Here is a 13,825-nt window from a genome sequence, read left to right as displayed (position 1 = left end):
CCGGCGTTCGAGGCCCCGGGCGGGGGCTCAGGCCCGCGCGGCGGAACGGACGGCCGTCAGCGCCGCAGCCACCGACGCCTCGATGTCCCGTACCGGGTAGAACACCTCCCGCACCACCCGCTCCCGGTCCACCACCAGAGTCAGCCGCTTGATCCGGCTCACCCCCGCCGCGCGGAAGGTCGGCAGCCGCAGCACCGTGACCAGGTCGAGGTCCGCGTCGGACAGCAGCGGGAACCGCAGCCGCTCCCGCTCCGCGAACTCCCGCTGCTCGTCCGGCCGCTGCGTGGACACCCCGTGCACGGTGGCTCCGGCGGCGCTGAACTCCGCGAGCTGGTCGCGGAAGGTGCAGGACTCCAGCGTGCAGCCCCGCGCACCGGGGATCCCGCCCCAGCCGGGCGGATAGGACTCGGAGCGGGCGTAGGCGGCGGGGAAGCAGTACAGGACCGTGAACGGGGTTTGCGCCACCGGGTCGCGCCGCTCGCCGAAACGGTCCGGCAGCAGCAGCTCCGGCAGCCGGGTGCCCCGCAGTCCGTGGACCCGTGCGGCCTCCTTCGAGGACTCCTCGGCCGTCGCTGTCATCTCTCCCTCTCCCAGGACCCAGGTGTCACCCCAGTCCTGGAGGGCCACCAGGACCGGCAGCAGCCCCCGTCCGCGCGGGGTCAGCCGGTACTCGTGCCGCACCGGACGCTCCTGGTACGGCTCGCGCGTCAGCACCCCGGCCTCGACCAGCAGCTTCAGCCGCTCGGCGAGCACCTTCCGGGACACCCCCAGCTCCCGCTGGAGCTCCTCGAAGCGGTGCAGCCCGCGCGCGGTGTCGCGCACGATCAGCAGCGTCCACCAGTCGCCCACGACGTCGAGGGCCTGGGCGATGGAGCAGTCCGCGTCACCGAGGTGCGTGCGCTGGGCCATGGGAACTCCTTAGTCCGTTGACCCCAGGCTGTCATGCTGACATAGTCCGTTCCCAAAGGGAACTGACTGCTGGCCGGGCGAGGGGGACGGGTGTGCTGAAGGGGTTCAAGGACGTACCGCGGGTGGTGTGGCTGCTGGCCGCGGGGGTGTTCGTCAACGCCGTCGTCAGCTTCACCTTCGTCTTCGTCTTCCTCTACCTGACCGGCCCGCGCGGCCTCGGCGCCGCGCAGGCCGGCGTGGTGACCGGCATCGGCGGCGTCGGCCTCGTCGCCGGCAACTTCACCGGCGGCTGGTACGGCGACCGCTTCGGCCACCGCCGGGTGCTGCTCGCCGCCTCCGCCCTGGGCGGCCTGGTCCTGCTGGCCGTCCCCGTGCTGGCGACCCCGCTGCTGTACGCGGCCCTGCCGGTGGCCCAGTACGCCTCGGGCGTGGTGCGGGCGGCCAATTCCGCCCTGGTGGCCGTCGTCGTCCCCGAGGGGGCGCGGCGGCAGGCGTTCGCGGTCGTGCGGTGCGTGTCCAACGGCGGTTTCACCCTGGGCCCGCCGCTGGGGGCGCTGGTCGCGGCGGAGCTCTCCTACGACTGGCTCTTCGCCGGCGACGCCGTCGGCACCCTGTTCTTCGCCCTCTGGACCGCCCGCGTCGTCCCGGCGCGCGTCGCCTCCCGCACCCCCTCCCCCGTAGCCCTTCGGGCACGGGAGGTGCCCCCAGCGGCCCCGGACGGGGGTCTGGGCGGCGGGGTGTGGGCCGCACTGCGGGCGCGGCCCGCGGTCCTGGTGCTGCTCGGCGCGATCCTCGTCGCGGACGTCGTCTACCGGCAGCAGTACTCCACCTTCCCGGTCTTCCTCGCCGACCACGGCCTCGACGTCCGTGCTTTCGGCCTGGTCATCGCCCTCAACGGGGCCGTCATCCTGCTGCTGGAGCTCCCCGCCGCCGTCGCGCTGCGCCGCAGGCCGCCGCTGGCGGTCACCGGCACCGGGCTGGTGCTGCTCGGCGCCGGGTACGCGGCGCTGCTGCTCGGCGCGGGGGCGGCCACCGCCGTCGCCATGATGGTGCTGCTCAGCCTGGGCGAGATCCTCTACAAGACCACCGCCACCGCCTATGTCGCCGACCAGGCCCCCGCGCACGCCGTCGGACGGTTCCAGAGCCTGTACGCCGGGGTCTCCGTCAGCGGCACCATCCTCTCCCCGGTGGCCGGCGGGGCCCTGTACGCGGCGGCCCCCTGGCTGCTGTGGCCGCTGTGCGCGGCGCTGGCCGCCGGGGCGGGGGCGGTCCTGATCCGGCTCTCCGCGCGGCAGGGGCGCGCGGCCCGGGGTTCCGCGGCCGGGGAGGAGCGGCGCGGCGCGCGCTCGGCACATGAGACCGGTTCGCGGCGGCGGCCCGTCGCCGGTTAGGTTTCGGGCATGACTGCTACGCGTACCACCGGCGCCGTCGCCGCCGGACTTGCCACCCTCGCCGCCGACGGCACCGTCCTCGACACCTGGTTCCCCGCCCCCGAGCTCTCCGCCGAGCCCGGCCCGGCCGGCACCGAGCGCCTCACCGCCGAGCAGGCCGTGGAGCTCCTCGGCGCCGCCGCGGCCAAGGCCGTCCGCTCGGACGCGGTGCGCGGGGTCGAGGTCGTAGCCGTCCGTACCGTGATCGCCTCCCTGGAGGACAAGCCGCTGGACGCGCACGACGCGTACCTGCGCCTGCACCTGCTCAGCCACCGCCTGGTCAAGCCGCACGGCCAGAACCTGGACGGTCTCTTCGGCCTCCTCGCCAACGTCGCCTGGACCTCCCTCGGCCCGGTCCCCGTCGACCAGGTCGAGACCGTCCGGCTGAACGCCCGCGCCGAGGGCCTGCACCTCCAGGTCACCTCGATCGACAAGTTCCCCCGGATGACGGACTACGTCGCCCCCAAGGGCGTGCGCATCGCCGACGCGGACCGCGTCCGCCTCGGCGCGCACCTCGCCGAGGGCACCACCGTGATGCACGAGGGCTTCGTCAACTTCAACGCCGGCACCCTGGGCACCTCGATGGTCGAAGGCCGCATCTCGGCGGGCGTCGTCGTCGGCGACGGCTCCGACATCGGCGGCGGCGCGTCCACGATGGGCACCCTCTCGGGGGGCGGCAAGCAGATCATCTCGATCGGCGAGCGCACCCTGGTCGGCGCCGAGGCGGGCATCGGCATCGCGCTGGGCGACGAGTGCGTCGTCGAGGCCGGCCTCTACGTCACCGCCGGCACCCGGGTGACCCTGCCGGACGGCCAGATCGTCAAGGCCCTGGAGCTCTCCGGCGCCGACAACATCCTCTTCCGCCGCAACTCGGTCACCGGCGCCGTGGAGGCCCGCCCGTACAAGGCGAACTGGGGCGGCCTCAACGAGGTCCTCCACAGCCACAACTGACCCGCGCGGGCCGGACGGCCGAAGCGCCCCCCACCCCGGCGAGGGGTGGGGGGCGCTTCGCCGTGTCCTGCGGGTGCCGCGTGCGGTCAGTGCAGGGGGAGGGTGCGGATGAGGCCCGCGAAGGCATCCTTCTCCGCCTGGGTCAGCTCCACCGACTCCATCGGGTGCGCCGACGCCGTGCGCTGGGACGGGATGACCGGCAGGCCCTCGCGGGCGTCCGGCTCCGGGGGGTGGAAGCGGCTGTCCCACAGCATGTGGCCCAGACCGAACACCCAGACGAGGGCGGCCACGAGCAGGACGGCGACGCCGATTTCCTGGACGAGGGAGATGGAGGGGAACACGCGGCCTCCAGAATGCGGGCGGTACAAGACGGACAAGATCGGACGTGGGGGACACTCAACACCACAACCGGTCCATGTGGGCACCGGTGTGTCCAGCGTCACGCCGGAGCGTGAAGGTCTTCCGCTGCCGCGCCAGGGGTCCGCTCAGGGCTCGAGCCGCAGCTTGAAACCCTCGTGGCTACGGACGTAGCCGAGCCGCTCGTAGAAGCGGTGCGCGGCCGAGCGCCGCTTGCCGCTGGTCAGCTGGACCAGCCCGCAGCCCCGCGCGCGGGCCCGCTCCGCGGCCAGCCGCATCAGCTCCGCGCCCAGCCCGCCGCCGCGCCGGTCGGCGCGGATCCGTACGGCCTCCACCAGCGCCCGCTCCCGCCCGCCCTGGCCCAGGCCCGGGATGTACGTCAGCTGGAGGCAGCCCAGGACCGCCTCCCCGTCCACGAGGACCAGCATCTCGTTGCGCGGGTCCGCCTCGATGGCGGCGAAGGCCCGTTCGTGCGCCTCGCCGACGAGGACCGACGCCGGGTCGACGACCCGCTCCTCGTCGGCCAGCAGGGCCAGGACGGCGGGCAGGTCCTGGCGGGTGGCGGTGCGGAAGATCATGGCCGGAGTGTGGCAGGGGACCCGGCCGTGGCGGCGGGCCGGGTCCCTGTCGCGGGGGTTACGGGCGGAAGCGCAGGACCTGCGGGTCGTGGTCGCTGTTCTGGACCGAGAACTCGGCGTTGATGTGCACGCTGTCGTAGGCGTAGTTCCTGATCGCCGGGCTGACCAGGATCTGGTCCAGCACCTGGGCGTTGCCCTGGTACACGTAGGAGTAACGTTCCGCCTTCGGCAGCGACTTGATGGCCGAGAACAGCGCCCCGCCGTCCTCCAGCGCCTTGGCCGTGTTCGAGAACTCGAAGTCGTTGATGTCGCCGAGGGCGAGCACGTCCGCGTTCTTGTCGGCCGCGAGGATGTCCTTGACGAAGGTGTTCACCGCCTGCGCCTGGAGCAGCCGCTTCTCCTCCGACTTGCGCACCGGGGGCTGGTGCTGCGAGGCCAGGCCCTCGTCGCCGCCCTTGGAGCTGAAGTGGTTGGCGATCACGAACACCGTGCGGCCGCGGAAGACGAACTCGCCGGCCAGCGGCTTGCGGCTGTCGGTCCACGCCGGGTTCGCCGGGTCGATCCGGCCGGGGGAGTGGGTCAGGGCGGCCTTGCCGTTCTCCCGGGCCACGCCGGTGGCGGTCAGCGCGTCGCCCGCCGCGCGGTCGGTGAAGGAGACACGGGCGGGGTTGAAGAGGAAGACCTGGCGGATGTTGCCGCCGGGCTCGCCGCCGTCCTTGCCGTTCTCGGGGCTGATGGAGCGCCACTCGTAGGCGGGGCCGCCCGCCGCGACGACGGCCGCGGTGAACTTCTTGATGGTCTCCTCCGCCGAGACGGTGCCGTCGTTCTTGGCGCCGTTGTCGTCCTGGATCTCCTCCAGGGCCACGATGTCGGGCGAGGCGAGGTTCTGGACGACCGCCTTGGCCAGGTTGTCGAACTTCTCCTGCGGGTCGGTGGGGTCGAGGTTCTCCACGTTGTACGTGGCCACCGCGAGCTCGCCGGGCGACTGGGCCTTGGTCTTCTCGGGGGCGAGGGTGCCCGCCTTGACCGTGCCGAGCGTGCGCGCCACCAGGGTGTAGCCGCCGAACTGGTTGAAGTCGAGGGGGCCCTCGGTGGTGCCGGTCAGCCGGTCCCCGACGTTGGCCACCGGGAACGGCTGCTGCGCGAGGGGCGCGAGCTGCTGGATCTGGAGGCGGCCGGTGTTCTGGGACTCGTACGAGCCGTAGAGCGTGCCGCCGCGCTTGACGGTGTTCTCCCAGCCCTTCACCGTCACCCACAGCTCCGCGTACGGGTCGGTGGCGCCGACCACGCGGGAGGTGCCGATGCGGATGTTCATGCCCTCCAGGGACTCGTAGTAGTCCAGCGCGTACCGCGAGGGGTCCAGGGTCAGGCCGTTGATGCTGCCGCCGGCGGCCGGGTCGCCCGCCGGGGCGTACTCCGCCGGGACGGAGTACTCGTTGACGACGGTGGCCTCGGGCAGCGCGTTGCCCGAGGAGAGCACCGTCACGGTGGGCTTGGCGATCTGGGTGACCGACTGGTTGCCGGAGGCGGCGCCGCCCGGGACGTACTCGCCGACCGTGCCGGAGACCTTGACGGCGTCACCGACGGCCACGGTCGGGGCGGAGCTGGTGAAGACGAAGATGCCCTCGCTGGTGGCGGGGTTGTCGTCGGCGTCGGGGTCCTGGATCCAGAAACCGCGCGAGCCGTAGGTGCGTACGCCCGTGACGATGCCCTGGACCCCGGTGACGGCCTTGCCGTTGAGCGGGGATATCCGGGTGGTGCCCTGGATGTCGTGGATGCGTACCGAATCGGCGGACACGGCGCCTTCGGCCGCGTCGGCGGTGCCCGCGAGCAGGCCGGAGGCCAGCGCGGTGGCGACGAGCGCGGCGACGGCGGCGGAACGGGGATGCGATGAGCGCATGGAGGGGACTCCGGTGTGTGGAGGAGGGGGGTGGGATTTGACGGTCCCTTAACGTCTACGCGCGTCAATGTCCTGTGCGACCAGCAAAGTTGTCAAGGTCTCCAGGCCATCCGACAGCTGACTGTGGGATGAACTGACGATTCCGCTCCGCCGGGGCGCTCCCGGATGCGTCTACGCTGGGTGGCCACACCAGGTCTGACGGTCCCTCCGCGACCGGACCCGACACTGTTCTGCTCGTCTCCGCACGTCCCGTTCCGTCCCGATTCACCGGCCCGCCCGCCTCCGCTCGTTCCGTCCGTCCCGATTCACCCGGCCGTCCCGCGCGTGCCCGTCCGAGGAGAACCACCCCATGTCCGCAGAGCCGCACTCCACGCTGCCGCCGGTACGGCTGCACTCCGATGCGGAGCTGGCCCGCGACGCCCTCGTCGCCCCGCTGTTCGCCCGCGCCGTACGCCTCGCCCGCTGGGCCGGACCCGGTACCCGTGTCGACGTCGGCGGGGAACTCGTCCCCGACCAGCTGGCGGAGGCCGCCGCGGTCCTGGGCCTCGACCCCGCCGACGAGGACGCGCCGGCGCACGCGAGCCAGGCGTGGCGGGTCGCCGTGGACACCGGCCTGGTCGATGTGACGGAGCCGGAGGAGGACGCCGGAGACGGCGCGGACGGCGGCGAGCCCGAGTACGGTACGGCCGCCCCCGGCGAGGACCTCCCGCTGCTGACCGGCGGCGCGCCCGCCGATGTGCTCGACCTGTGGCTGGCGGCCCTGGACACCGTCCTCGCGGATGCCGCCGTACCCGACCTGGACGACCTGGTCGACGCCCTGGACGCGGGCGGTGAGATCGATTTCGACCGGCTCGGCTGGAACCCGCAGCGCGAGGCGGACTTCCTCGACGGGGTGCTCGCCAGCCTCTACCTGCTCAGCGTCTCCGAGGGCGCCCCGGGCGACGGGCGGGTGCCGCTGCCCGTGCTCGCCGCGTCGATGATCATGCCGGACGACATGGGCGACCCGTCCGACGCGGTGCTGGAGCAGGTCTCGGACGCGATGATGCGGCTCGACGACCAGTTCCGGCAGCTGGAACCGATCGGCCTGGTCGACTACCACCCCCTCGACGAGGCCCTGATGGCGGAGGCCGAGGACCTCGCCGAGGCGGACGACCCGGCCGGCGGCCCCGGGCAGGCGGAGGACGAGGAGGACATCACCCGCTACGGGATGGTCCGGCTCACCCCGCTCGGCCTCTACGGCGTCCGCGCGCGCATGCTGGAGGCCGGGGTCGAGGCCCCCGCCGTCGGGGAGCTGGCCGGCAAGGGCGCCGACGCGCTGCTCGACGCCGTCGCCTCCTACCCCGAGGGCGCCGCGCAGGCCGAGATCGAGCAGTGGATGGCCGGGCGCGAGCTGCCCGTCGCCGTCGCCGAGCTGCTGGCCGCCGCCCGCGGGGACGACGAGGGCGCGCCGCTGCGCCGGCTGCGCTGCCAGCAGGCCCTCGCCCCCGCCGGACCGGAGGCCGAGCCGGCGGTACGGGCCGTACTGGACGACGGCCAGCTGGGCGGGCTGGCCCGGGTCTGGCTCGCGGAGCGCGGGGCGACGGACGTACCGGCGCCGGACCAGGAGATGGTGTTCTGGCTGACGGTGGACACCATCGCGGCGCAGCTCGCCGCGGACGGGGAGACCGAGGAGCTGCCGCTGCTCATGCGGAGCCTGACGGAGCACCACACCGGCTTCTTCGACCGCGTATGGCGGTCCGAACACCCGGCGACGGCCTCGGTACTGGAGGCCATGGGCCGCTTGCACCCGGACAAGAAGGCGGCGAAGGAGGCCCGCAAGGCCGCCTTCAAGGCCCGCTCCCGGAAGGCTTGACCGGGAGGGGGGCAACTGGCCGTTCTTCGGGCGGAGTCCGCCATTCCGGCCGGGGGCAAGGGGCCTGGCGCCATTCGGGGGTAGTTCAGCCGCCGTTCACGTACGGCCGGGAGCGTGTGCGCCGACGACCGTACGTTCAGGCGCGCACCACCTCCCAACCCCAGGAGCTCCGATGCCCCTCAGCCGCAGAGACTTCACCGCCCGCACCGCCCTCGCCGGTGCGGGCGTCGCCCTCACCGGAACGGTCGGCGCCCTCGCCACCGCCCCCGGCGCCCTGGCCGCCGACGACCCCGCACCCGGCGCCGCCGGCTCCGGCGAGGGCCACGGCCGCCCGTCCGCCCCCGGCTACGGGCCGCTCCTGCCCGACCCGGCCGGACTGCTCGCCCTGCCCGCCGGGTTCAGCTACCGGGTGATCACCCACAGCGGTGTCACCACCCTCGACTCCGGCGAGAGCACCCCCTCCAACCACGACGGCACGGCCGCCTTCGAGGGGCCCCGCGGCGTGACCCTCCTCGTCAACAACCACGAGCTGAAGGGGCCGCGGGCGAACTGGCCGCACCCCGTACCGCTGGCCGAGGGCCTGGTGTACGACCCCGCCGCGTCCGGCGGCTGCACGGTGGTCGAGGTCCGGCGCGGCGGCGAGGTCGCCGAATGGGTGGGCATCGCCGGCACCTCGACCAACTGCGCGGGCGGCGCCACCCCCTGGGGCACCTGGCTGACCTGCGAGGAGACCGAGGACCTGGCCGGCAAGAACGGCATGACCAAGGACCACGGGTACGTCTTCGAGGTCGACCCCCACGACCGCCGGGCCAACCGCGACCCCCAGCCCGTCAAGGCGTTCGGCCGCTACGCCCACGAGGCGGTCGTCATCGACCCGCACCAGGGCCACGCCTACCTCACCGAGGACGCCTCGGGCCCCAACGGGCTGCTCTACCGCTGGACCCCGCCGCAGGGCTTCCGGCACGGGCGCGGCCGTCTGCGCACCCTCGCCCCCGACGCCGGGGTGCTGGCGGCGGCCAAGTGCTTCGACAAGGCGGGGCAGTTCGTCGACGACCTCTCGCGCGCCACCAAGGCCGGGACCGTCTACGGCGTCGACTGGGTGGAGGTCGCCGACCGCGACGCGCGCACCCTGTCGGTGCGCAAGCAGTTCGCGGCGGGCGCCGTGACGCGGGCGCGCAAGCTGGAGGGCATGTGGTGGGCCGACGGCGGCGCCTACTTCGTCTCCTCGTACGCGCGTGAGGAGAGCCCGGGCGCGGCGCACGACGGGCAGGTGTGGTTCTACGACCCCAAGCGGCGCACGATCCGCCTCGTGGTCCTCATCGGGGTGAACGCCGACCCCGATGCCGAGGGCGGCTTCGACGGCCCCGACAACATCACCGTCTCCCCGTACGGGGGCCTGGTCATCGCCGAGGACGGCAACGGGCTCCAGCACCTGCTCGGAGCCACCGAGTCCGGCCGTGTCTACCCGCTGGCACGCAACGAACTGAACATCGGCACGGCCGAGAAGCCGGACTACTCCGAGTTCACCGGGGTCTGCTTCTCCCCGGACGGGCGCACCCTGTACGCCAACATCCAGGAGCCGGGCATCATGCTGGCGATCACCGGCCCGTGGCGGCGCTCCCCGCGCTGACGGGGGGCTCCCTGTAGAAGGCCGGCTTTACGCGGCCAGCTCCGAGCGGGAGGCCGAGGCCCACTCCTCCAGGAGGAACTCGTACGCCTCGGCCGGCCACTCCCCGTCAGCCCGGGTCTCGACGAGCAGCCGTATCGCCTCGTTCGCCTCGGCGGCGGACGGGCGCGCGGGACCCGCGGGCTGGAGTGAAGTCTGCATACCTCCAAGGCTACGGGCGAGCACTGACAGCCACCTCCGGATTACGCGTGGCTTCGGTCACCCGGGCTGCTCCGGCCCGGGTGACCGCCTGCCGCATATGCCCGCCGACCTGCTCAGAGTGCCTGACCGGCCGGCTGCACCATCCCGCGCACTGTGCGGGACTTCACAAAGTCGCCCATGGCCGTCATCTCCCACTCCCCGGAGAACTGCTTGATGAGCTTGGCCATCATCACGCCGGTCTGCGGCTCGGCACCGGTCAGGTCGAAGCGGACCAGTTCCTCGTCGGTCGCCGCGTCGAGGAGCCGGCAGTACGCCTTGGCGACCTCGGTGAACTTCTGGCCGGAGAAGGAGTTGACGGTGAAGACCAGGCCGGTGACCTCGGCGGGCAGCCGGCCGAGGTCCACCACGATCACCTCGTCGTCGCCCGCGCCCTCTCCGGTCAGGTTGTCACCGGAGTGCTTGACCGAGCCGCCCAGGATGGACAGCTTGCCGAAGTAGCAGGCGTCGACGAAGTTGCGCTGCGGGCCGTAGGCGATGACGGACGCGTCGAGGTCGATGTCACGGCCGCCGAACGCGGGCTCCCAGCCGAGGCCCATCTTGACCTGGGACAGCAGCGGGCGGCCGCCCTTGACGAGGGAGACCGTCTGGTTCTTGCGCAGGCTGACCCGGCCCTTGTCCAGGTTGATCTTCCCGGAGGAGGCGGCGGCCGGGGCGGAGGCGGGGGCCGGGGGAGCGGAGGGGACGGCCGGGGGCGCCGGGGGCATGGGCGGGGCGGTGACCGGCGCCGGCACCGGCGGTGCGACCGGCGCGGGGGCGGCCGGAGCGGCCGGTTCCTCGTCGACGGAGACACCGAAGTCGGTGGCGATGCCCGCGAGCCCGTTCGCGTACCCCTGGCCGACCGCGCGCACCTTCCACACGCCGCCGCGCTGGTAGACCTCGACCACCACCAGGGCCGTCTCCGCCCCGAGCCGGGGCGGGGTGAAGGTGGCGATCACCGCGCCGCCGGCCGCGTCCCGCACGGTGGCGGTGGGCTCGATGCCCTGGAAGGTCTGCCCCGCGGCATCGGGGCTGGCGGTGACCACGATCCGCTCGATGCCGGGCGGCAGCGCGCCGGTGTCCACGGTGATCGAGTCCGGCGCCGCTCCGCCACCGGACCGGTAGCTGACACCGGGCCCGGAGGGCTGGTTGTAGAAGATGAAGTCGGCGTCGGAGCGCACCTTGCCGTCCGCCCCGAGCAGCAGGCCCGACACGTCGAGCCGGACCGGGGCAGCCACGTCCACCGTCACGCGGGTGGTCGGGAGCGGCAGGTTGGAACCAGGGGTCATAGCGGTCATGCCGGGAGAACGACCGGCACCGCTTTGCCGTTCCCTTACCCTCGGCGGATTTTCGGCGCCGGCCGGATGTGCCGCCCTGCCCCCGGGCGGGTTCCGTTCAGGCGCCCGTGACGCGACGCGGGAGCCCCAGCGGGTTGGCCTCGCGCAGCTCCGGCGGGAGCAGGGCGTCCGGCACCGACTGGTAGGCCACCGGGCGCAGCCACCGCTCGATCGCCGTGCCGCCGACGGAGGTGGAGTGCGAGGTCGCCGCCGGGTAGGGGCCGCCGTGGTGCTGGGCCGGGGCCACCGCGACCCCGGTCGGCCAGCCGTTCACCACGATCCTCCCCGCCAGCCCCGTGACCTGCGCGATCAGGGCGGAGGCGGGCCCGGGAGCGCCCTCGGTCTCGGCCCGCGACAGCTGGAGGGTGGCGCTCAGGTTCCCGCCGAGCCGGGCCAGTACCGCGGCGGCCTCGTCCGCACCCCCGTAGCGGACGACGACCGTCACCGGGCCGAAGCACTCCTCCAGGAGCAGCTCGTACGGGCCGCCCTCCAGCAGGCGCGCCGCCGCGACGGCCAGATACCCGGCCCGGACGCCGTGCTCGCCGTCCGGGCCGGGGGTGACGGGAGCGCCGACCCAGGGCAGGGCGGCCCGTTCGCGCACCCCGGCGGTGAAGGCGTCCCGCATCCGGTGGTCGAGCAGCACCCCCGGGCCGGTCTGGCCGAGCTGCTTGGCGAGCGCGGCGGTGAGCAGGTCCCCGTCCGCCCCTTCCGGTACCAGCACCAGGCCGGGCTTCACGCAGAACTGGCCCACGCCCAGGGTGACGGAGGCGGCCAGTCCGGAGCCGATCTCCTCGGCGCGCTCGGCGGCGGCCGCCGGGGTGACCACGACGGGGTTGAGGGAGCCGAGCTCGCCGTGGAAGGGGATCGGCACGGGACGGGCGGCGGCCGCGTCGAACAGGGCCCGGCCGCCCCGGATGGAACCGGTGAACCCGGCGGCGGAGACGAGCGGGTGGCGGATCAGCTCCAGGCCGGCATCGAAGCCGTGGACCACCGTCACCACGTCCGCCGGCAGCCCGCTCTCGACGGCCGCCCGGCGCAGCAGCGCACCGCACAGCTCGGAGGTGGCCGGATGGTCCGGGTGGGCCTTGACCACCACCGGGCAGCCGGCGGCGAGGGCGCTCGCGGTGTCCCCTCCGGGCACGGAGAAGGCCAGCGGGAAGTTGGAGGCGGCGTACACGGCGACCACGCCCAGCGGCACCTTGTAGCGGCGCAGTTCGGGGCGCGGCGGGGTGAGGGAGGGGTCGGCCCGGTCGACGCGGATGTCGAGGTACGCGCCCTCCTCGATCACCTCGGCGAAGGCCCGCAGCTGGCCGGTGGTACGGGCGAGCTCGCCGGTGAGGCGGGCGCCGCCCAGCGCCGTCTCGGCGTCGGCGCTCTCCACGACCTGTGCGGCGGCCCCGTCCAGCAGGCCGGCGGCGGCGCGCAGGAAGGCGGCGCGGGCGGCCCGGTCGGCCAGGGCGCCGCGCGCGGCGTGGGCCGCCCGGACGGCCGCGTCCACGTCAGCGGCTGTGGCTTCCACCGCAACCCGCTCGCGCTGCTTCCCGGTGCGGGGGTCCACACTCCAGACTGGATTCGCCGTCATGGCCCGCTCCTCCTCGGATCGTTCAGTATTCTGAACGCCGTTCCGGTGACTGAATGATCACTTCTCTGCGGACTCTAGGTCCGCGTCCACCGGGTGACAAGGGGCGACAGACCCGACCAGAGGGGAAGCAGGCGCATGACGACAGCCGAGCCGGCCGGAACCACCGGCCCTCCCGCACCGGGAATCCCCGCACCGGGACCTGCGGTGACGTCCGGACCCGGACTCCCCGCGACAGCCCCTCCGGTGAAGTCGGCCGTGCGGACGGTGCTGCTGCTGGAGCACTTCGCCGCCCATCCGGGACTGCACAGCCTCGCCGACATCCAGAACGACCTCTCCCTGCCCAAGTCCAGCCTCTACATGCTGCTGCGCACCCTGGTGAACCTGGGCTGGGTGGAGACGGACGCCACCGGCACCCGCTACGGCATCGGCGTACGGGCCCTGCTGGTCGGCAGCTCGTACATCGACGGGGACGAGGTGGTCGCGGCGGCCCGGCCCAGCCTGGACCGGCTCTCCGACGACACCACCGAGACCATCCACCTGGCCCGGCTGGACGGGGCCAGCGTCGTCTACCTCGCCACCCGGCCGTCCCGGCACTACCTGCGCCCCTTCACCCGGGTCGGCCGGCGGCTGCCCGTCCACTCCACCGCCCTGGGCAAGGCGCTGCTGGCCACGCATACCGACGACGAGGTGCGCAGGATGCTGCCGAAGCGGCTTGAGGCCGTCACCGAGCACACCATCACGGACCGGGAGCGGCTGGTGGAGGAGCTGGCACGGGTACGGGAACAGGGGTACGCGGTCGACCGGGAGGAGAACACGCTCGGGCTGCGCTGCTTCGGCGTGGCCGTCCCGTACCGCACGCCCGCCCGGGACGCGGTGAGCTGCTCGGTTCCGGTGGCGCGGTTGACGGAGGACCACGAGAGGACGATCAAAGCCGCGCTGTTCGAGGCGCGGGACCGGCTGACGGTGGTGACGCGGCGCATGTGAGCTGCCGGGCGCGGGAGTTCCTCCCCCGCACGGGGGAGGCGGTTCCCCCTCGCGGGGGAGGTGGTGGAGCGCCGCGCACGG

At 73.7% G+C, this 13,825-nt stretch carries 12 protein-coding genes; 5 read left to right on the top strand and 7 right to left on the bottom strand.

Annotated elements, in window-relative coordinates; genetic code table 11:
- Window positions 1-27: 27 nt before the first annotated feature.
- Complete coding sequence (locus tag ABZ716_RS08315; protein ID WP_358957557.1) at window positions 28-909, bottom strand: winged helix-turn-helix transcriptional regulator; 882 nt, start codon at window positions 907-909, stop codon at window positions 28-30.
- A gap of 95 nt (window positions 910-1,004) precedes the next feature.
- Between ABZ716_RS08315 and ABZ716_RS08310 the strand changes: the two genes are divergently transcribed.
- Both ABZ716_RS08310 and dapD read left to right on the top strand, forming a co-directional pair.
- Window positions 1,005-2,300 (top strand): MFS transporter, encoded by a 1,296-nt coding sequence (locus tag ABZ716_RS08310; protein ID WP_358957788.1) that lies wholly within the window; start codon window positions 1,005-1,007, stop codon window positions 2,298-2,300.
- 9 nt (window positions 2,301-2,309) lie between these two features.
- Window positions 2,310-3,290, top strand: a complete 981-nt coding sequence (dapD, locus tag ABZ716_RS08305; protein ID WP_351883550.1) for a 2,3,4,5-tetrahydropyridine-2,6-dicarboxylate N-succinyltransferase — start codon at window positions 2,310-2,312, stop codon at window positions 3,288-3,290.
- Window positions 3,291-3,376: 86 nt separating this feature from the next.
- Here dapD and ABZ716_RS08300 read toward each other — a convergent pair whose 3' ends face one another.
- The 3 genes from ABZ716_RS08300 to ABZ716_RS08290 form a co-directional block, all read right to left on the bottom strand.
- The gene (locus ABZ716_RS08300; protein ID WP_351883552.1) at window positions 3,377-3,631 is read right to left on the bottom strand and encodes a hypothetical protein; all 255 of its coding nucleotides are present in this window, start codon (window positions 3,629-3,631) and stop codon (window positions 3,377-3,379) included.
- A 144-nt stretch (window positions 3,632-3,775) separates the two neighbouring features.
- On the bottom strand, window positions 3,776-4,225 hold the full coding sequence (locus ABZ716_RS08295) for a GNAT family N-acetyltransferase (protein WP_358813845.1): 450 nt from the start codon (window positions 4,223-4,225) through the stop codon (window positions 3,776-3,778).
- 58 nt (window positions 4,226-4,283) lie between these two features.
- Complete coding sequence (locus ABZ716_RS08290; RefSeq protein WP_358957554.1) at window positions 4,284-6,125, bottom strand: endonuclease/exonuclease/phosphatase family protein; 1,842 nt, start codon at window positions 6,123-6,125, stop codon at window positions 4,284-4,286.
- A gap of 349 nt (window positions 6,126-6,474) precedes the next feature.
- Here ABZ716_RS08290 and ABZ716_RS08285 point away from each other — a divergent pair, with 349 nt between their 5' ends.
- Both ABZ716_RS08285 and ABZ716_RS08280 read left to right on the top strand, forming a co-directional pair.
- Complete coding sequence (locus ABZ716_RS08285) at window positions 6,475-7,977, top strand: hypothetical protein (protein ID WP_358957552.1); 1,503 nt, start codon at window positions 6,475-6,477, stop codon at window positions 7,975-7,977.
- 172 nt (window positions 7,978-8,149) lie between these two features.
- Window positions 8,150-9,607: an alkaline phosphatase PhoX gene (locus tag ABZ716_RS08280; protein ID WP_358813848.1), complete on the top strand. Its 1,458-nt coding sequence runs from the start codon at window positions 8,150-8,152 to the stop codon at window positions 9,605-9,607.
- 27 nt (window positions 9,608-9,634) lie between these two features.
- On the opposite strand, the gene ABZ716_RS08275 is transcribed toward ABZ716_RS08280, so the two are convergent.
- The 3 genes from ABZ716_RS08275 to ABZ716_RS08265 all read right to left on the bottom strand — a co-directional run bounded on the left by ABZ716_RS08275 (window position 9,635) and on the right by ABZ716_RS08265 (window position 12,760).
- Entirely contained in the window at window positions 9,635-9,805 is a 171-nt protein-coding gene (locus tag ABZ716_RS08275; RefSeq protein WP_358957550.1) for a hypothetical protein, read from the bottom strand.
- A 113-nt stretch (window positions 9,806-9,918) separates the two neighbouring features.
- Window positions 9,919-11,139 carry a TerD family protein gene (locus ABZ716_RS08270; protein ID WP_358813850.1) on the bottom strand — a complete coding sequence of 407 codons (1,221 nt, stop codon included), beginning with the start codon at window positions 11,137-11,139 and terminating at the stop codon, window positions 9,919-9,921.
- 97 nt (window positions 11,140-11,236) lie between these two features.
- Window positions 11,237-12,760: an aldehyde dehydrogenase (NADP(+)) gene (locus tag ABZ716_RS08265; RefSeq protein ID WP_358957547.1), complete on the bottom strand. Its 1,524-nt coding sequence runs from the start codon at window positions 12,758-12,760 to the stop codon at window positions 11,237-11,239.
- A 135-nt stretch (window positions 12,761-12,895) separates the two neighbouring features.
- On the opposite strand from ABZ716_RS08265, the gene ABZ716_RS08260 reads away from it, so the two are divergent.
- Window positions 12,896-13,744 (top strand): IclR family transcriptional regulator, encoded by an 849-nt coding sequence (locus ABZ716_RS08260; protein ID WP_358813852.1) that lies wholly within the window; start codon window positions 12,896-12,898, stop codon window positions 13,742-13,744.
- Window positions 13,745-13,825 lie beyond the last annotated feature (81 nt).

The sequence above is a fragment of the Streptomyces sp. NPDC006687 genome, from assembly GCF_040636215.1.
Lineage (GTDB): Bacteria > Actinomycetota > Actinomycetes > Streptomycetales > Streptomycetaceae > Streptomyces.
This window is presented reverse-complemented; position numbering and strand designations above follow the sequence as displayed.